The sequence below is a fragment of the Enterobacter sp. Crenshaw genome (assembly GCF_024734705.1).
GTDB lineage: Bacteria > Pseudomonadota > Gammaproteobacteria > Enterobacterales > Enterobacteriaceae > Enterobacter > Enterobacter asburiae_B.
In genome coordinates this window covers 2,477,885-2,494,351 of sequence record NZ_CP102932.1, presented here as the reverse complement: position 1 = coordinate 2,494,351, position 16,467 = coordinate 2,477,885, and the positions used below count along the sequence as shown (strand labels likewise).

The window sequence follows — 16,467 nt, the reverse complement described above, 5'->3', positions numbered from 1 at the left end:
TGAGAAAGTTGTCTCATGCTAAATCACTCCTGTGTAAGAGTAATAAAATATAATTGTTACGAACTAAGTAAAATCTAAACCGAATAAATCGGCGGAAATGATCATTGGTTTGATGAATGATTTAAAAGTAACTATATTAAATTGAAATTATTAATCAGGCGTTAATTAAGGTAATCTGCCCGGCGTTATATGCCTGTAAGATGATTCATCCATAATTAACGTGAATGCTATTAAGGAAACTAAATAGATATTCAATGATTATCTGGATTCGCCCGGTGTGAATACGCCGGGCTTTTTTTTATGGCAAAAAAATGCCCGGACAAGCCGGGCAGGGGAACTAGTCGCTGGTTGGTTTTTCGGCTTTACCCGCCATCTGCGCCAGGAAGTCATAGCGTTTTTGCAGGTCAGCAGCGGCATCTTTCCAGAGCTGTTCGGCCACTTCCGGCTGCTGGGCGTTAAGGCGACGGAATCGCTGTTCCTGCATTAACGTCTCGGCCAGGGCATCCGACGGCGGACGCGAATCCAGCGCCAGCGGTAATTTACCCTCGTCTGCACGACGCGGGTCGAACCGGTACAGCGGCCAGAAGCCGGTCGCGGTCAGCTGACGCATCTGGTCATGGCTGAGGGCCAGATCGTAGCCATGCTCTTCGCAAGGGCTGTAGGCAATGATCAGCGACGGGCCAGGATACGCTTCCGCTTCCTGAATCGCTTTCACCGTCTGGTTAAGTTGGGCACCCAGCGAGATTTGCGCGACGTAAACGTGACCGTACATCATCATGCTCACGCCGAGATCTTTGCGCGCCTTGCGTTTACCGTGTTCGCCGAATTTCGTTACCGCGCCTAACGGTGTCGCTTTCGACGCCTGGCCGCCGGTATTGGAATAACACTGCGTATCCAGAACCAGGATGTTGACGTTCTCGGTCAGGCTCAACACGTGATCCAGCCCGCCAAAGCCGATATCGTAAGCCCAGCCGTCACCGCCAATCAGCCAGATTGATTTTTCGACCAGAGCGTCAGCGTCGGTCAGCAGCTGTTCAGCCCCCGCAACGCCCTGAAGCGCGCGGCGCAGCTCAGCAACCTGCTCACGACGTTCTTCTGGCGTCGCGTCCGCATGAAGCGCGTCATTGAGCTCTGCGGGGATCTGCCCGGCAAACTGCTCCAGCAGGCGCATCACGCGCGCGCGGTGCTGGTCGACGGTCAGGCGGAAGCCCAGGCCGAATTCGGCGTTGTCCTCGAATAGCGAGTTTGCCCACGCCGGACCGCGCCCATTCGCGTCGGTGGTGTACGGCGTAGAAGGCAAATTGCCCCCGTAGATGGATGAACAGCCGGTTGCGTTGGCAATCAACATCCGGTCACCGTACAGCTGGGTAAGCAGCTTGATATACGGCGTTTCACCGCAGCCGGAGCAGGCGCCAGAGTACTCAAACAGCGGCGTAATCAGCTGTGAGGTACGAATATCAATACGTTCCAGTTTGCTGCGATCGATTTCCGGAAGATTCAGGAAGAAGTCATAGTTGACCTTCTCCTCTTCAACGTGCTCCAGACGCGACATCATATTGATGGCTTTGATCTCCGGATCCTGCCTGTCTTTCGCCGGACAGACCTCGACGCACAGGTTACAGCCGGTGCAATCTTCCGGCGCGACCTGCAGAACGTACTTCTGTCCGCGCATATCGCGAGATTTCACATCCAGCGAATGCAGGCTGGCAGGCGCGGCTTCCATCTCTTCCGGTGAAACCACTTTGGCACGAATAGCAGAGTGCGGGCAGGCCGCAACGCAGTGGTTGCACTGGGTACACAGCTCTTCTTTCCAGATGGGGATCGCTTCGGCAATGTTACGTTTTTCCCAGCGCGTGGTGCCCATCGGCCAGGTGCCATCCGGCGGTAGCGCGGAGACGGGCAGGGCATCGCCCAGGCCGGCCAGCATCGCCGCCGTCACGGTCTTAACGAAATCGGGCGCCGCATCGGACACCACCGGAGGGCGGTTCGGGCTTGCGGCATTCACCGGCTGCAGCGGTACCTCAAACAGCGATTCGCGTGCCAGCGCCAGCGCCTGCCAGTTTCGTTCGACCAGCTCCTGGCCCTTACTGCTGTAGCTTTTGGCAATCGCACCCTGCAGTTCCACCAGCGCGCTGTCGCCCGGCAGAATATTGGTCAGGTGGAAGAAGGCCATCTGCATAACAGTATTAATACGCGCAGCCAGGCCACATTCGCGGGCAATTTTCGCGGCGTTGACCACGTAGAAACGGGCTTTTTTCTGGTTCAGCACCGCCTGAACTTCCTGCGGCAGCCGCGCCCAGACTTCGTCCGCGCTGTACGGCGTATTGAGGAGGAAAATGCCGCCGGGCTTGAGGCGCTCGGCCATCTGGTATTTATCGATAAACTGCAGCTGGTGGCAGCCAACAAAATCAGCCTGAGAAATAAGATACGCAGAGCGGATGGGCTGTTCGCTCACGCGCAGGTGGGAAACGGTCAGGCCGCCTGCTTTTTTGGAGTCGTAGACGAAGTACCCCTGGGCGTACCACGGCGTGGAGTTGCCGATAATTTTGATGTTGTTTTTTGTCGCGGAGACGCTGCCGTCGCTGCCCAGACCATAGAACAGCGCCTCAAGTTTGGCGGTCGAGGGCAGGGTGTTTTCCGGCAATGACAGGGAAAGGTTCGTCACATCATCATAAATGCCGACGGTAAAGCGCGGTTTGGGTTTCGCTTCGCTTAACTCGTTGAATACCGCCAGCACGCAGTCCGGCCCAAACTCTTTGGAGGACAAGCCATAGCGACCCCCGATTACGCGCGGCAGCGTTTCACGTTCGCCCTGATTAAAGGCTTCTGCCAGGGCGGTCATCACGTCCAGATAGAGCGGTTCCGCCTGCGCGCCCGGCTCTTTGGTACGATCGAGCACCGCCACAGCGCGGGCGCTTTCAGGCAGAGCTGAGAGCAGATGTTTGGCCGAGAACGGGCGATAGAGACGCACCTTAAGCACGCCAACTTTTTCGCCGCGCGTCAGCAGCTCGTCAACCACCTCTTCACAGGTCCCAATGGCTGAGCCCATCAGCACGATCACCCGTTCCGCCTGCGGATGTCCGTAGTACTCAAACGGTTTGTACTCCCGGCCGGTTGCGGCGGCAAAGTCATTCATTGCCTGCTCAACATGATCGTAAACCGCGTTGTACCAGGGGTTCGTGGCCTCGCGGGACTGGAAATAGGTATCCGGGTTCGCCGATGTCCCGCGAATAACCGGGTGTTCAGGATTAAGAGCCCGGGCGCGATGCGCGTCGATTTCCGCCTGCGGCAGCAGATTCAGAATAGTATCGTCGGCCAGCGGGACGATTTTATTAATTTCGTGAGAGGTGCGGAAACCATCAAAGAAGTGAATAAACGGCACGCGGCTTTTAAGCGTGGCGATATGCGAAATTAAGGCAAAGTCCTGCGCTTCCTGAACGCTGCTGGCGCACAGCATCGCGCAGCCGGTCTGGCGCACGGCCATCACGTCAGAGTGATCGCCAAAGATAGAGAGCGCGTGGGTAGCAACGGTACGCGCGGCAACGTGCAGAACGAAGGGCGTCAGCTGACCGGCGAGTTTGTAAAGCGTAGGGATCATTAACAGCAATCCCTGTGAGGAGGTAAACGACGTGGAAAGCGCGCCGGTCTGAAGCGCGCCGTGAACCGTGGCAATCGCACCGGCTTCAGACTGCATTTCAACCACTCTCGGGACATCGCCCCAGACGTTTTTTAACCCGTTACCCGCCCAGGCATCCGCCTGCTCGGCCATGGTAGAACTTGGCGTAATCGGGTAGATGGCGATAACTTCACTGGTGCGAAACGCGACTGAGGCAACTGCACCATTACCGTCAATAGTTTGCATAGGACAACACCCTTACATTGCGCAAAAAATAGGGGTCTGTATTACGGCAACAAACCCTGAATATTATCTGTGTATTCTAGCAAACGGGGGATTTTACGATTTTCGCTTTTGTGTCCTTGGTATTCCTGCCATCAATGAGTAGATCAAACTTTTGGCGAAAAAATTGCGAGAAATTGTTTCTGAAGCGCATAAATACGCACTTCCGCTCTCGACGACACGGGATGTGATGCCTATTATGCATAGGTTTCGCATTATTCATGGGGGAGAGAGCATGCGTTCAGCATTTTGGGTAGGGTGTGCCGCGTTATTGTTGTCGGCATGTAGCAGTGAGCCAGTCCAGCAGGCAACGGCAGCCCACGTGGCGCCGGGAATGAAAGCGGCAATGTCCAGTTCAGGTCAGGCCAACTGCGCTATGATTGGCGGTTCGCTGTCTGTCGCCCGCCAGCTTGATGGTTCAGCTATTGGGATGTGCGCCTTGCCAAACGGCAAACGCTGTAGCGAACAGTCGCTTGCCGTTGGAAGCTGCGGTAACTACTGATTATTCTACACGCTTAAACATCAGCGTTTTATCGGCTGTTGCCAGCGTTAACTGGTCCTCAGTCAGGTCGACCTGCGCCCCTTTGCGCAGCATGTCGCCGATGGTCTGATCCAGCTCATTCAGCTGCGGCTCAGTACAGAGCTTGCGCGTCATGGCCAGCGTTTTAACCTTAAGCTCACCTTCGGACAATTTCCCCTGTCCGTTGAAGCGGTTACACATCTGGCCAGAAATGCTGATGTTATTAACCAGGCTGATATCTGGCAGCGCGCTAAAACCGATCTCAGGTTGCGTTGTCGCGGTCTTCACGGCCTTACCGTTTACGTTTTCCAGCACAAAGCGGTGGTTTTTAAGTTGCTCCGGCTGTACGGAGGCTTTACCCGGATTAACACACCCGGTAAGGACAAGACTAATAACGCTTAACGCAATGAGCTTTTTCAATTTTCTTCTCAAACTATAAATACCGTGAATCTTTTTCCAGTGTAACGATACTCTGCCGTGCGTTAATGGGGTTTATCTGAAAGTGCGGAGGGAAGTACCGGGCAACGCAGCGGTTGCCCGGAATAACGTTAATGAGATTTAAATCCTGCCGCCGTCATCAGCATGCGGAAGAGCATACTGACAGCAGCCAGCGCCAGTACGCTGCCGCCCCAGATAATGGCCAGCCACAGCAATCTTTTCCAGACCGGTTGTTGCATCAGTGATAACCCTCCCCATGCTGAACTTTGCCGCGAAACACGTAGTAGCTCCAGAAGGTGTAGACCAGAATAACGGGAATGATCAACAGCGCGCCCACCAGCATAAAGCCCTGGCTTTGCGTCGGGGCGGCGGCCTGCCACAGGGTGATCGAAGGTGGAATAATATGCGGCCAGATGCTGATCCCAAGCCCGCTAAAGCCGAGGAATATCAGCCCCAGCGTCAGAATAAACGGACGGCTATGGCTGGCGGGATTATTCAGGCAGCGCCACTGGGACAGGCTAAAGATCACCACCAGAGCAGGGACAGGCAGCAGATAAAACAGATTCGGTAGCGTAAACCAGCGCGCAGCGATGGCCGGTTGCGCCAGCGGCGTCCAGAGGCTGATCGCCGCAATAAACGCCAGAAGGACGATTAACAGCGTTTTCGACACCTCACGCATCCGCTCCTGCAGCGCGTCTTCGCTTTTCATCACCAGCCAGGTAGAGCCTAACAGCGCATAAGCCACCACCAGCCCCGCGCCGCAAAACAGGTTAAACGCGGTAAACCAGTCAAAGGGGCCGCCGGTATAGGCCCGGCCGGTGACGGTAAAGCCGTTAATGACGGCGCCTACCGTCACGCCCTGGGTGAACGTTGCCAGAATTGAACCGCCAATAAACGCCTTATCCCAGAAGGGGCGGTGGGCCGGCGTGGCTTTAAAGCGAAACTCAAATGCCACCCCGCGGAAAATAAGTCCGATCAGCATTAATGTTAGCGGAATGGTCAGGGCATCAACGATCACCGCATAGGCCAGCGGGAATGCGCCGAACAGGGCGGCACCGCCAAGCACCAGCCAGGTTTCGTTTCCGTCCCAGACCGGCGCGACGCTGTTGACCATCACGTCGCGATCGTCGGCGTTCTGCGTGGCCGGGAACAGAATGCCAATCCCCAGATCAAAACCGTCCATCACGATATACATCAGCGTGGCGAAGACGATAATCACAAACCAGATAATGGAAAGATCGATACCCATTATGGCTGCTCCTTATGTTCAGTTGTGACGGCAGAAAGCGGGCGCGCCGGACGTCCGTCGGACTCGGTAGCGAAAGTTTCATGCGGCTGCGGGCCTTTTCGGATGAGGCGCACCATATAGCTGTAACCCACGCCGAATACCGAGGTATAGACGACGAAGAAGGCCAGCAGGCTCACGCTCATATGCAGATCACCGTGGGCAGACACCGCATCCTTCGTTCGCTGGAGTCCGTAGACCACCCACGGCTGGCGGCCCACTTCGGTGGTGATCCACCCGGCCAGGATGGCAATCAGCCCGGTTGGCCCCATCAGCAGCGCAAACCACAGGAAAGGGCGCGACGAATACACGCGTTTTTTGTAGCGCAGCCAGAGTGCCATCACCCCGAGCAGCAGCATCAGCATGCCCAGGCCCGCCATGATGCGGAATGACCAGAACACGATGGTGGAATTCGGACGGTCTTCCTTCGGGAACTCTTTGAGGGCCGGAACCTGTTTATCCAGGCTGTGCGTCAGGATAAGACTCCCCAGCGCCGGGATCTCCAGCCCAAAGCGGGTGCGCTCCTGCTCCATATCCGGCCAGCCAAACAGCAGCAGCGGGGTAGGCTCACCCGGCGGATTTTCCCAGTGGCCTTCAATGGCGGCAATCTTGGCGGGCTGGTGCTTTAAGGTGTTCAGACCGTGCATATCGCCAACCATGGCCTGGATGGGGGCGACAATCAGCGTCATCCACAGCGCCATCGAAAACATTGCCCGTATGGCAGGGGTATTATTGCCGCGCAGTAGATGCCATGCCGCGGATGCGGCCACAAACAGGGCGCTGCTCAGGAATGCGGCTATCGACATATGCAGCAGGCGGTAAGGGAAGGAGGGGTTAAACACCACGGCGAACCAGTCCACCGGCACGACCTGACCGTTGACGATCTCATAGCCCTGCGGGGTCTGCATCCAGCTGTTCGACGAGAGGATCCAGAAGGTAGAAATAATAGTGCCCAACGCCACCATGCAGGTGGCGAAGAAGTGCAGACCCGGCCCGACTTTGTTCCAGCCGAACAGCATCACGCCGAGGAACCCGGCTTCGAGGAAGAAGGCGGTCAGCACTTCATAGGTCAGCAGCGGGCCGGTAATGCTGCCCGCAAACTGTGAAAATCCGCTCCAGTTGGTGCCGAACTGGTAGGCCATCACCAGCCCGGAGACCACGCCCATGCCAAAGTTGACGGCAAAAATCTTCGACCAGAAATGGTACAGCGAGCGCCAGACCGGATTTTTGGTTTTCAGCCACAGTCCTTCGAGTACGGCAAGATAGCTTGCCAGGCCGATGGTGATCGCCGGGAAAATAATGTGAAAGGATACGGTAAAGGCAAACTGTATCCGTGCAAGGTGAAAAGCATCTAAACCAAACATGCACAGCCTCAATGTCAAACGGTGTGCTGTTATGGTATAGGGGCAAGGTTCGGACTATCAGACGCAGAAAAGTGATTTTTAACCATAACAGTTGGCTTAAAACTCATGCTTTAGCCATCTGATATACCTCGCCTGAGGAATAAAAATCGTCTTTTTATGAATTTTACGCATAAAACTGCTTGCCTTGTCGTCTGCGCCGTGCGTTAATGACCCTCTGGTTTTGAGTCCAAATAAATATCTGACGTAGTTTTATAAAGCAGTTCTCATCACGTTGTGCCTCTCCGCAGCCTCTCTTGGGTCTTTATCTACTTTCCGATTCGTTTTGTTTAAAACCATTATTGCCCAATCGGCCCATTAGTAATTTACGTTTTTACGTTCACAGGAGAATCCTATGACTTCTTATATTCATTTCCGCTGCCCATGCTGTCATGGCTCGCAGTACCGTACCTCAGTCTTTGATATGTCTGAGAAAAACCCACTCGGCGCGAAATGCATCTTTTGCAAATCGTCGATGATTACGCTCGATCACCTGGCCGCCGCGCGTCAGGCGCAAAGCCACGTTACCGAGTACCGTAAGTAATTCGTTTCCCGAACCATAACAGTTAGCTAAATCTTCTCTTTTTCTCCTGCTGATATACACTGTCGGTCACAAGGAGAATTTGATGAAAAAATACCAGCGTCTGGCGCAACAAATTATCTCGCAGATTGAGCTTGGCGTATGGCTGCCGGGCGATAAGCTGCCTTCGCTGCGAGAGCAGGTGGCGAGCAGCGGCATGAGTTTTATGACCGTTGGCCACGCGTATCAGATGCTGGAAAGTCAGGGGCGCATTGTCGCCAGACCGCAGTCGGGCTATTACGTTGCCTCGCGCCCGACCGCACATCAGCCTGCTCCACCTGCCCAGGTGATGCGTGACGAAGTGGTGGATATTAATACCTACATCTTCGACGTCTTACAGGCCAGCCGCGACCCGTCCGTTGTTCCTTTTGCCTCCGCGTTTCCCGATCCCCGACTTTTCCCGCTGCAGCAGCTCAACCGCTCGCTGGCGAACGTCAGCAAAACCGCGACGGCGATGAGCGTGATTGAGAACCTGCCGCCGGGTAACGTCGATCTCCGCCACGCCATTGCCCGTCGCTACGCGCAGCAGGGGATGAACATCTCCCCGGAAGAGATTGTGATCACCGCAGGCGCGCTTGAAGCGCTCAATCTCAGCCTGCAGGCGGTAACCGAGCCGGGCGACTGGGTGATAGTCGAAAACCCGTGTTTCTACGGCGCGCTGCAGGCGCTGGAACGCCTGAAGCTCAAAGCGTTGTCGATTGCGACGGATGTCCGCGAGGGGATTGATCTGAATGCCCTTGAACAGGCGCTGAAGGAGTACCCGGTTAAAGCCTGCTGGATCATGACCAACAGTCAGAACCCGCTTGGCTTCACGCTGAGCGCGGAGAAAAAAGCGCAGCTTGTCGCGCTGTTAACGCAGCACAACGTCCCCCTGATTGAAGACGATGTCTACAGCGAACTCTATTTTGGCCGCGAAAAGCCGCTCCCGGCGAAAGCATGGGATCGCCAGGACATGACGCTTCACTGCTCGTCCTTTTCAAAATGCCTGGTGGCCGGTTTTCGCATCGGCTGGGTTGCGGCAGGAAAACACGCGAGACGCATTCAGCAGCTGCAGCTGATGAGCACGCTCTCCACCAGCTCACCCGTGCAGCTGGCGCTGGTGGATTACCTGGCGACGAAACGCTACGACGCCCATCTGCGCCGGCTGCGGCGTACCCTCGCCGAGCGAAAGCAGCAGGCCTGGCAGTCTCTTTTGCGCCATATGCCTGCCGGCGTCAAAATTCACCATAACGACAGCGGCTACTTTTTGTGGCTGGAGCTTCCGGCGCAGCTGGATGCAGGGCTGCTCAGCGAAAAAGCCTTAACGCACCACATCAGCATTGCGCCCGGAAAGATGTTTTCCACCTCCGACGCGTGGACACCGTTCTTCCGGTTTAATACCTCCTGGGCCTGGGGAGAGCGAGAAGAGCAGGCGGTCATTCAGTTAGGAAAATTAATTAGCGCGATGCTGGAATAAACTTTTCTCCGTAATTTAAATAATCAATTCTTATCCTGATGACGGCACGGCGAATATTTCGCGGTGCCCGGTCATAGGAAATCTGCATACCGTCTCTCGCGGCTAACTCCTTGTCTATAATCCAGTTAACGGGGAATGCGCCCTCGGTCACACCTTGATGAAATTTCCTGAAGCCGTACGGTGCGGCGCATTTGCGCGGTCTACGTTTAATAAGGGAGATATTTTTACGGCACGGCTGCCGCTAAATTTCATTGCGACAGGAGTAACTCTTATGAGCAAACATTTTGCCCGCAGCAGCCTGTGCGCGCTCGGCATGACTATCATGACAGCGCAAGCCGCAGAACCACCAAAGGCCATCGGCGACGGGGAAGGTCGGCTGGATATTATCGCCTGGCCGGGATACATCGAACGCGGACAGACGGATAAAAATTATGACTGGGTCACCCAGTTTGAAAAAGAGACCGGGTGTGCAGTCAACGTCAAGACGGCGGCCACGTCGGATGAAATGGTCAGCCTGATGGCGAAAGGGGGCTATGACCTGGTCACCGCCTCGGGTGACGCCTCCCTGCGCCTGATCATGGGGAAACGCGTTCAGCCCATTAACCCCGACCTCATCCCCAACTGGAAAACGCTCGACGCGCGGATTGTAAAAGGGGAATGGTTTAACGTCGGCGGGAAAGTCTACGGCACGCCGTATCAGTGGGGGCCAAACCTGCTGATGTACAACACCAAAACCTTCCCGACGCCGCCGGACAGCTGGAGCGTGGTCTTTACCAAACAGGATCTGCCGGACGGTAAAACCAATCAGGGACGCGTGCAGGCGTATGACGGCCCGATTTATATCGCCGATGCCGCGCTGTTCGTCAAAGCCACTCAACCGCAGCTGGGTATCAAAGACCCGTACCAGCTCACCGAAAAACAGTATGCCGCCGTGCTCAAGGTGCTTCGCGACCAGCACGCGCTGATCCACCGTTACTGGCATGACACCACCGTTCAGATGAGCGACTTTAAAAATGAAGGCGTCGTGGCCTCCAGCGCCTGGCCGTATCAGGCGAATGCGCTGAAGGCTGAGAACCAGCCCGTTGCCACCGTCTTCCCGAAAGAGGGGGTGACCGGCTGGGCGGATACCACCATGCTGCACGCGCAGGCAAAACACCCGATGTGCGCCTACAAATGGATGAACTGGTCGCTGACGCCGAAAGTTCAGGGCGATCTGGCGGCCTGGTTTGGCTCCCTGCCCGTGGTTGCAGAAGGGTGTAAGGCCAGCACGCTGCTGGGTGATAAAGGCTGCGAAACAAACGGTTATAACGAGTTCGACAAAATCATGTTCTGGAAAACCCCCATCGCAGAAGGCGGCAAATTTGTCCCTTACAGCCGCTGGACGCAGGATTACATCGCCATCATGGGCGGTCGTTAATTGCCCGGGAGCAGAACATGACGTACGCGGTAGAGTTTAACAACGTTTCCCGTCTGTACGGCGACGTACGGGCGGTGGATGGGGTCACCATTGCTATTCGTGACGGAGAGTTTTTCTCCATGCTGGGGCCTTCGGGCTCCGGCAAAACCACCTGCCTGCGTCTGATCGCGGGTTTTGAACAGCTGTCAGGCGGCACGATTTCTATCTTCGGCAAAGAGGCGAGCGAACTGCCTCCCTGGGAGCGGGATGTGAACACCGTCTTTCAGGACTACGCGCTGTTCCCGCATATGTCGATTCTCGACAATGTTGCCTACGGGCTGATGGTCAAAGGCATCGACAGGAAAAAACGCCATGCGCAGGCCCGTGATGCCCTGGAAAAAGTGGGCCTGAGCTTTGCCGTTGCCCGCAAACCCTCGCAACTTTCCGGCGGCCAGCGGCAGCGTGTCGCCATCGCCCGGGCGCTGGTCAATGAGCCGCGCGTCCTGCTGCTGGATGAGCCCTTAGGTGCGCTCGATCTCAAACTGCGTGAACAGATGCAGTTCGAGCTGAAGAAGCTTCAGCAGGAACTCGGCATCACCTTTATTTTTGTCACCCACGATCAGGGCGAGGCCCTTTCCATGTCAGACCGGGTGGCGGTGTTCAATAACGGGCGCATCGAGCAGGTGGATACCCCGCGCGATCTCTACATGCGTCCGCGCACGCCGTTTGTCGCCGGTTTTGTCGGCACGTCCAACGTCTTTGATGCGGGCCTTGCGCAGAAAATTTGCGGTATGGAAGGCAGCTATTCCCTGCGCCCGGAACATATTCGCCTTAATGAGGGCGGAGACGTTCAGGTTCAGGGCATCGTGCAGGCCGTTCAGTATCAGGGAGCGGCCACGCGTCTGGAGCTGAAGCTCGCAGATGGCGCCAAGCTGCTGGTGAGCCAGGCCAATCTCAGTGAAACCTCGTCGCTGAGCGGCATTGCGCCGGGGCAGGCGGTGATGGCGTCGTGGTCACGCGAGGCGATGATTCGCCTGCACGAGGAGAGGTGAAATGTCTATGAGCGTTGCGCATCCTCCCGCCTCGCATGGGCGCTTAAGCCGCATGACGGCGCTGTTCTGGCGTAAACCGTCGCTCGGCCTGTTCCTGCTTCTGCTCGCGCCGCTCATGTGGTTTGGCATCGTCTATTTAGGATCGCTTCTGACCCTGCTGTGGCAAGGTTTTTACACCTTTGACGATTTCACCATGGCCGTCACGCCGGATCTGACCCTGGCGAACATTCACGCGCTTTTCAACCCGGCAAACTACGACATCATCCTGCGCACGTTAACCATGGCGATTGCGGTGACGATAGCCAGCGCCATCCTGGCATTCCCGATGGCCTGGTACATGGCGCGATACACCCGCGGCAAGTGGAAAGCGTTTTTCTATATCGCCGTGATGCTGCCAATGTGGGCGAGCTACATCGTCAAAGCCTACGCCTGGACGCTGCTGCTGGCGAAGGACGGGGTGGCGCAGTGGTTTCTCAACCATATGGGGCTGGAGCCGATCCTGACCTCACTCCTTACGCTCCCGGCGATTGGCGGCAACACCTTGTCCACCTCCGGGCTGGGACGGTTTCTGGTCTTCGTCTACATCTGGCTGCCGTTTATGATCCTGCCCGTCCAGGCGGCGCTGGAACGCCTGCCTGCCTCGCTACTGCAGGCCTCAGCCGACCTCGGCGCGCGCCCTCGTCAGACCTTTCGCTACGTCGTTCTGCCGCTGGCGATCCCGGGTATTGCCGCGGGCTCAATATTCACCTTTTCCCTGACGCTGGGGGATTTCATCGTTCCACAGCTGGTGGGGCCGCCGGGCTACTTCATCGGTAATATGGTCTACTCGCAGCAGGGTGCCATTGGCAATATGCCCATGGCCGCCGCGTTCACGCTGGTGCCCATCGTGCTGATTTCACTCTATCTGGCGTTCGTGAAACGTCTGGGAGCATTCGATGCACTCTGAACGCGCACCGCTGTTCCTGAAAGTGGCAGCGTGGGGAGGCGTCATCTTCCTGCACTTCCCGCTGCTGATTATCGCGACCTATGCCTTTAATACCGAAGACGCGGCCTTCAGCTTTCCGCCGCAGGGGCTGACGCTGAAGTGGTTCAGCGTGGCGGCGGGGCGCGGCGATATTATTGAATCCGTGACGTTGTCACTTCAGATTGCCGCGCTCTCCACCGCGATTGCCCTTGTGCTTGGCACGCTTGCTGCAGCGGCGCTGTGGCGAAGCGAGTTTTTTGGCAAGAATGCGATCTCGCTGTTGCTGCTGTTGCCGATTGCGTTACCGGGGATCATCACCGGTCTGGCGCTGCTGACGGCATTCAAAACGATTGACCTTGAGCCGGGTTTTTTCACCATCGTGGTGGGACACGCCACCTTTTGCGTGGTGGTGGTGTTTAACAACGTGATTGCCCGGTTCAGACGCACCTCCTGGAGCCTGGTGGAAGCGTCGATGGATCTCGGGGCCGACGGATGGCAAACCTTCCGCTATGTGGTGCTGCCCAATCTGGGTTCCGCGCTGCTGGCCGGGGGAATGCTGGCGTTTGCCCTGTCGTTTGACGAGATAATCGTCACAACGTTTACGGCGGGACACGAGCGCACGTTACCGCTGTGGTTGCTCAATCAGCTCGGTCGTCCGCGCGACGTGCCGGTCACCAACGTCGTAGCACTGCTGGTGATGCTGGTGACAACTATCCCCATTCTGGGAGCCTGGTGGCTAACCCGCGACGGCGAGAATATCGCCGGCAGCGGGAAATAACAGTGAATTCAACAGGAAAATGCTATGCAAACACAACTGCTGATAGAGGGAAAACTGGTAACCGGAGAGGGAGAAAAACAGCCGGTCTATAACCCGGCCACTGGAGAACTCCTGCTGGAGATTGCCGAGGCGTCAGCGACTCAGATCGACGCGGCGGTTCAGGCGGCCGACCGTGCTTTTGCGGAGTGGGGGCTAACCACGCCGAAAACCCGCGCCGAGTGCCTGCTGAAGCTGGCGGATGCGATTGAAGCGCATGGGGAGGACTTTGCCCGGCTCGAATCCCTCAACTGCGGCAAGCCGCTGCACTGCGCTCTGGGAGATGAAATTCCGGCGGTGGTCGACGTTTTCCGTTTCTTCGCCGGGGCCGCCCGCTGTCTTAACGGGCTGGCCGCCGGGGAGTACCTTGACGGCCACACGTCGATGATCCGCCGCGATCCGGTGGGCGTGGTTGCCTCTATTGCCCCCTGGAACTATCCGCTGATGATGGCGGCCTGGAAGCTGGCACCCGCGCTGGCGGCTGGGAACTGCGTGGTGATTAAGCCCTCAGAGATCACGCCCCTGACCGCGCTGAAGCTGGGGGAGCTGGCAAAAGATATCTTCCCGGCAGGCGTCCTGAACGTGCTGTTTGGCCGGGGAAAAACGGTCGGTGACCCGCTTACCGGGCATGAAAAAGTCCGTATGGTCTCGCTGACCGGTTCGATTGCTACCGGGGAACATATCATCGGCCATACCGCGTCCTCCATTAAACGCACCCACATGGAGCTGGGCGGTAAAGCGCCGGTTATCGTCTTTGATGATGCCGACCTGGATGCGGTTGTCGAAGGGGTGCGGACGTTTGGTTTCTACAATGCCGGACAGGACTGTACGGCGGCCTGCCGGATTTATGCCCAGAAGGGCATTTATGCCGCGCTGGTGGAAAAGCTGGGCGCAGCGGTCGCCAGCCTTAATATTGGTGCGCCGGAGGATGCCTCGACCGAACTGGGCCCGCTCAGCTCGGCCGCCCATCTTTCACGCGTCTGTCAGGCCGTCGATGAGGCGAAAGCGCTCGGTCATATCCGCGTTGTCACCGGCGGGAGCAAAAAAGAGGGGGCAGGCTACTACTTCCAGCCAACCCTGCTGGCGGGGGCAAAACAGGACGACGCCATCGTTCAGCGGGAGGTGTTTGGCCCGGTGGTGAGCGTCACCGAATTTGACGACGAGGCGCAGGTGCTGGCCTGGGCGAATGATTCGCAGTATGGCCTGGCGTCATCGGTCTGGACCAAAGACGTGGGCCGCGCCCATCGCCTGAGCGCGCGCCTGCAGTACGGCTGCACCTGGGTGAATACCCATTTTATGCTGGTGAGCGAAATGCCGCACGGCGGCATGAAATTATCCGGCTACGGCAAAGATATGTCGGTCTACGGGCTTGAGGATTATACGGTCGTGCGGCATGTGATGATCAAACACTAAGCCCGCCATGCCTGGCCGCATGCGCGGCCAGGCGTTCCCCGCGCCCGCCATGAGTGTTACGCAAGATACTCAGTTGTTATTATCCGTAATCTTTAAGTGGTTATTCTGTAACGAAAAAACTTGATCTGTATCAACATATGACGCATATTGCGTGCGGTTATTTTTTCGGCTCTGGTATACAGAATGACGTTGTATCAAAAGATGTTGGTTTTTTACGCAATCATGGCTTCCATCTGCGCATTAATTACCTGGTTCCTCTCTAAAGACCGCAAACGTATCCGCCTGCTCAGCGCTTTTCTGGTGGGGTCAACCTGGCCAATGAGCTTTCCCGTTGCGCTGCTGGTCTCGCTTTTCTGAAGCACGCTTCCATTTTTAAAAGATGAATATGGCATTCCAGATACGGTAACTGTATAAATACACAGTGCATCGTAAAAGGAGTGCTTATGAACAGTTTTTACTCGCAGCAGGCCGGCTGTACCGTGCGCTGGCATGACCTGCCCGGCACCGGCGATCCCGTGGTGTTCATTCACGGGCTGGGCTGCGCCTCTTCCTATGAATATCCCCGCGTCGTTCATGACCCGCTGTTTGGCGCGCGCAGAGCGATCCTTATCGACTTGCCCGGCAGCGGCTACAGCGACAAGCCTGAACGCTACAGCTATAAAACCACCGACCAGGCGCACGTTGTGGCGGAGCTGATTGACCACCTTAAGCTGGATGCCTTCTGGTTATACGGCCACAGCATGGGCGGCAGCATTGCTATCGAAACGGCGGGGCTGCTTGCAACGCGCGTGAAGGGGCTGATGGTGTCAGAGCCCAATTTTCATGCGGGTGGGGGGATGTTCAGCCGGTCTATTGCAGCGCAAACCGAGCAGCAGTTTCTGACGCAGGGCTATGACGCCATGCTCAGCGCAGAAAAAACGGCGTGGGCAGGGTGTCTGCAGAGCAATGCGCCGTATGCCGTCTGGCGGGGCGCATCGAGCCTGGTGGCGGGCGTTGAGCCCGAATGGGAAGCGCAGTTCCTGTCACTTCCTTGCCCGGTAACGTTGATTTTCGGCGAGCTGTCTCTGCCGGATGACGATGTGGACAATCTGAAGCAAAAGGGCGTTGAGGTAAAAATTATCCCTGCGGCGGGGCATTCGATGTCGTGGGAGAATCCGTCTGCGCTGGCACAGACGTTAGCCGGGTGTATGACGATGTGATTATTGTGCAATTTATCATCGTTGCGAAATGTAGGCCGGGTAAGCGCAGCGC

At 56.7% G+C, this 16,467-nt stretch carries 15 protein-coding genes; 10 read left to right on the top strand and 5 right to left on the bottom strand.

Features of this window, described 5'->3' with window-relative positions:
• Nucleotides 1-337 precede the first annotated feature (337 nt).
• A complete protein-coding gene (gene nifJ, locus NWV12_RS11940) occupies nt 338-3,862 on the bottom strand; it encodes a pyruvate:ferredoxin (flavodoxin) oxidoreductase (RefSeq protein WP_048979170.1) in 3,525 nt (1,174 codons plus the stop codon).
• Nucleotides 3,863-4,133: 271 nt separating this feature from the next.
• On the opposite strand from nifJ, the gene NWV12_RS11935 reads away from it, so the two are divergent.
• The gene (locus NWV12_RS11935) at nt 4,134-4,400 is read left to right on the top strand and encodes a DUF333 domain-containing protein (RefSeq protein ID WP_023312003.1); all 267 of its coding nucleotides are present in this window, start codon (nt 4,134-4,136) and stop codon (nt 4,398-4,400) included.
• Here NWV12_RS11935 and hslJ read toward each other — a convergent pair whose 3' ends face one another.
• The 4 genes from hslJ to NWV12_RS11915 all read right to left on the bottom strand — a co-directional run bounded on the left by hslJ (nt 4,401) and on the right by NWV12_RS11915 (nt 7,505).
• A complete protein-coding gene (gene hslJ / locus NWV12_RS11930; RefSeq protein WP_048979171.1) occupies nt 4,401-4,838 on the bottom strand; it encodes a heat shock protein HslJ in 438 nt (145 codons plus the stop codon). It abuts the gene before it with no gap.
• Between the two features lie 128 nt (nt 4,839-4,966).
• Nucleotides 4,967-5,095, bottom strand: coding sequence for a DUF2474 domain-containing protein (locus tag NWV12_RS11925; RefSeq protein ID WP_008501283.1), 129 nt, complete (start codon nt 5,093-5,095; stop codon nt 4,967-4,969).
• A complete protein-coding gene (gene cydB / locus NWV12_RS11920) occupies nt 5,095-6,105 on the bottom strand; it encodes a cytochrome d ubiquinol oxidase subunit II (protein WP_048979172.1) in 1,011 nt (336 codons plus the stop codon). The genes NWV12_RS11925 and cydB overlap by 1 nt, the downstream gene beginning before the upstream one ends.
• Complete coding sequence (locus NWV12_RS11915) at nt 6,105-7,505, bottom strand: cytochrome ubiquinol oxidase subunit I (RefSeq protein ID WP_048977292.1); 1,401 nt, start codon at nt 7,503-7,505, stop codon at nt 6,105-6,107. The genes cydB and NWV12_RS11915 overlap by 1 nt, the downstream gene beginning before the upstream one ends.
• 391 nt (nt 7,506-7,896) lie before the next feature.
• On the opposite strand from NWV12_RS11915, the gene NWV12_RS11910 reads away from it, so the two are divergent.
• The 9 genes from NWV12_RS11910 (at nt 7,897) to NWV12_RS11870 (ending at nt 16,415) form a co-directional block, all read left to right on the top strand.
• Nucleotides 7,897-8,085 (top strand): hypothetical protein, encoded by a 189-nt coding sequence (locus NWV12_RS11910; RefSeq protein WP_023335881.1) that lies wholly within the window; start codon nt 7,897-7,899, stop codon nt 8,083-8,085.
• A gap of 82 nt (nt 8,086-8,167) precedes the next feature.
• A complete protein-coding gene (locus tag NWV12_RS11905; protein WP_048977289.1) occupies nt 8,168-9,577 on the top strand; it encodes a PLP-dependent aminotransferase family protein in 1,410 nt (469 codons plus the stop codon).
• Between the two features lie 271 nt (nt 9,578-9,848).
• On the top strand, nt 9,849-10,994 hold the full coding sequence (gene ydcS, locus NWV12_RS11900; RefSeq protein ID WP_029741508.1) for a putative ABC transporter substrate-binding protein YdcS: 1,146 nt from the start codon (nt 9,849-9,851) through the stop codon (nt 10,992-10,994).
• Nucleotides 10,995-11,011: 17 nt separating this feature from the next.
• Nucleotides 11,012-12,025, top strand: coding sequence for an ABC transporter ATP-binding protein (locus tag NWV12_RS11895; RefSeq protein WP_048979173.1), 1,014 nt, complete (start codon nt 11,012-11,014; stop codon nt 12,023-12,025).
• A 1-nt stretch (nt 12,026) separates the two neighbouring features.
• On the top strand, nt 12,027-12,971 hold the full coding sequence (locus NWV12_RS11890) for an ABC transporter permease (protein WP_048979174.1): 945 nt from the start codon (nt 12,027-12,029) through the stop codon (nt 12,969-12,971).
• The gene (locus tag NWV12_RS11885) at nt 12,961-13,767 is read left to right on the top strand and encodes an ABC transporter permease (RefSeq protein WP_029741505.1); all 807 of its coding nucleotides are present in this window, start codon (nt 12,961-12,963) and stop codon (nt 13,765-13,767) included. The genes NWV12_RS11890 and NWV12_RS11885 overlap by 11 nt, the downstream gene beginning before the upstream one ends.
• 24 nt (nt 13,768-13,791) lie before the next feature.
• A complete protein-coding gene (patD, locus tag NWV12_RS11880) occupies nt 13,792-15,216 on the top strand; it encodes an aminobutyraldehyde dehydrogenase (protein ID WP_048979175.1) in 1,425 nt (474 codons plus the stop codon).
• Between the two features lie 183 nt (nt 15,217-15,399).
• A complete protein-coding gene (locus NWV12_RS11875; protein ID WP_013096478.1) occupies nt 15,400-15,573 on the top strand; it encodes a GhoT/OrtT family toxin in 174 nt (57 codons plus the stop codon).
• 86 nt (nt 15,574-15,659) lie between these two features.
• Nucleotides 15,660-16,415, top strand: a complete 756-nt coding sequence (locus tag NWV12_RS11870; RefSeq protein WP_048979176.1) for an alpha/beta fold hydrolase — start codon at nt 15,660-15,662, stop codon at nt 16,413-16,415.
• The last annotated feature ends 52 nt before the right edge of the window (nt 16,416-16,467 follow it).

What these genes read in the sequence shown, in the direction of transcription:
- nifJ (WP_048979170.1), bottom strand. Translation starts at nt 3,862, where the DNA reads ATGCAAACTATTGACGGTAATGGTGCAGTTGCCTCAGTCGCGTTTCGC.
- NWV12_RS11935 (WP_023312003.1), top strand. Translation starts at nt 4,134, where the DNA reads ATGCGTTCAGCATTTTGGGTAGGGTGTGCCGCGTTATTGTTGTCGGCA.
- NWV12_RS11925 (WP_008501283.1), bottom strand. Translation starts at nt 5,095, where the DNA reads ATGCAACAACCGGTCTGGAAAAGATTGCTGTGGCTGGCCATTATCTGG.
- cydB (WP_048979172.1), bottom strand. Translation starts at nt 6,105, where the DNA reads ATGGGTATCGATCTTTCCATTATCTGGTTTGTGATTATCGTCTTCGCC.
- NWV12_RS11915 (WP_048977292.1), bottom strand. Translation starts at nt 7,505, where the DNA reads ATGTTTGGTTTAGATGCTTTTCACCTTGCACGGATACAGTTTGCCTTT.
- NWV12_RS11910 (WP_023335881.1), top strand. Translation starts at nt 7,897, where the DNA reads ATGACTTCTTATATTCATTTCCGCTGCCCATGCTGTCATGGCTCGCAG.
- NWV12_RS11905 (WP_048977289.1), top strand. Translation starts at nt 8,168, where the DNA reads ATGAAAAAATACCAGCGTCTGGCGCAACAAATTATCTCGCAGATTGAG.
- ydcS (WP_029741508.1), top strand. Translation starts at nt 9,849, where the DNA reads ATGAGCAAACATTTTGCCCGCAGCAGCCTGTGCGCGCTCGGCATGACT.
- NWV12_RS11895 (WP_048979173.1), top strand. Translation starts at nt 11,012, where the DNA reads ATGACGTACGCGGTAGAGTTTAACAACGTTTCCCGTCTGTACGGCGAC.
- NWV12_RS11890 (WP_048979174.1), top strand. Translation starts at nt 12,027, where the DNA reads ATGTCTATGAGCGTTGCGCATCCTCCCGCCTCGCATGGGCGCTTAAGC.
- NWV12_RS11885 (WP_029741505.1), top strand. Translation starts at nt 12,961, where the DNA reads ATGCACTCTGAACGCGCACCGCTGTTCCTGAAAGTGGCAGCGTGGGGA.
- patD (WP_048979175.1), top strand. Translation starts at nt 13,792, where the DNA reads ATGCAAACACAACTGCTGATAGAGGGAAAACTGGTAACCGGAGAGGGA.
- NWV12_RS11875 (WP_013096478.1), top strand. Translation starts at nt 15,400, where the DNA reads ATGACGTTGTATCAAAAGATGTTGGTTTTTTACGCAATCATGGCTTCC.
- NWV12_RS11870 (WP_048979176.1), top strand. Translation starts at nt 15,660, where the DNA reads ATGAACAGTTTTTACTCGCAGCAGGCCGGCTGTACCGTGCGCTGGCAT.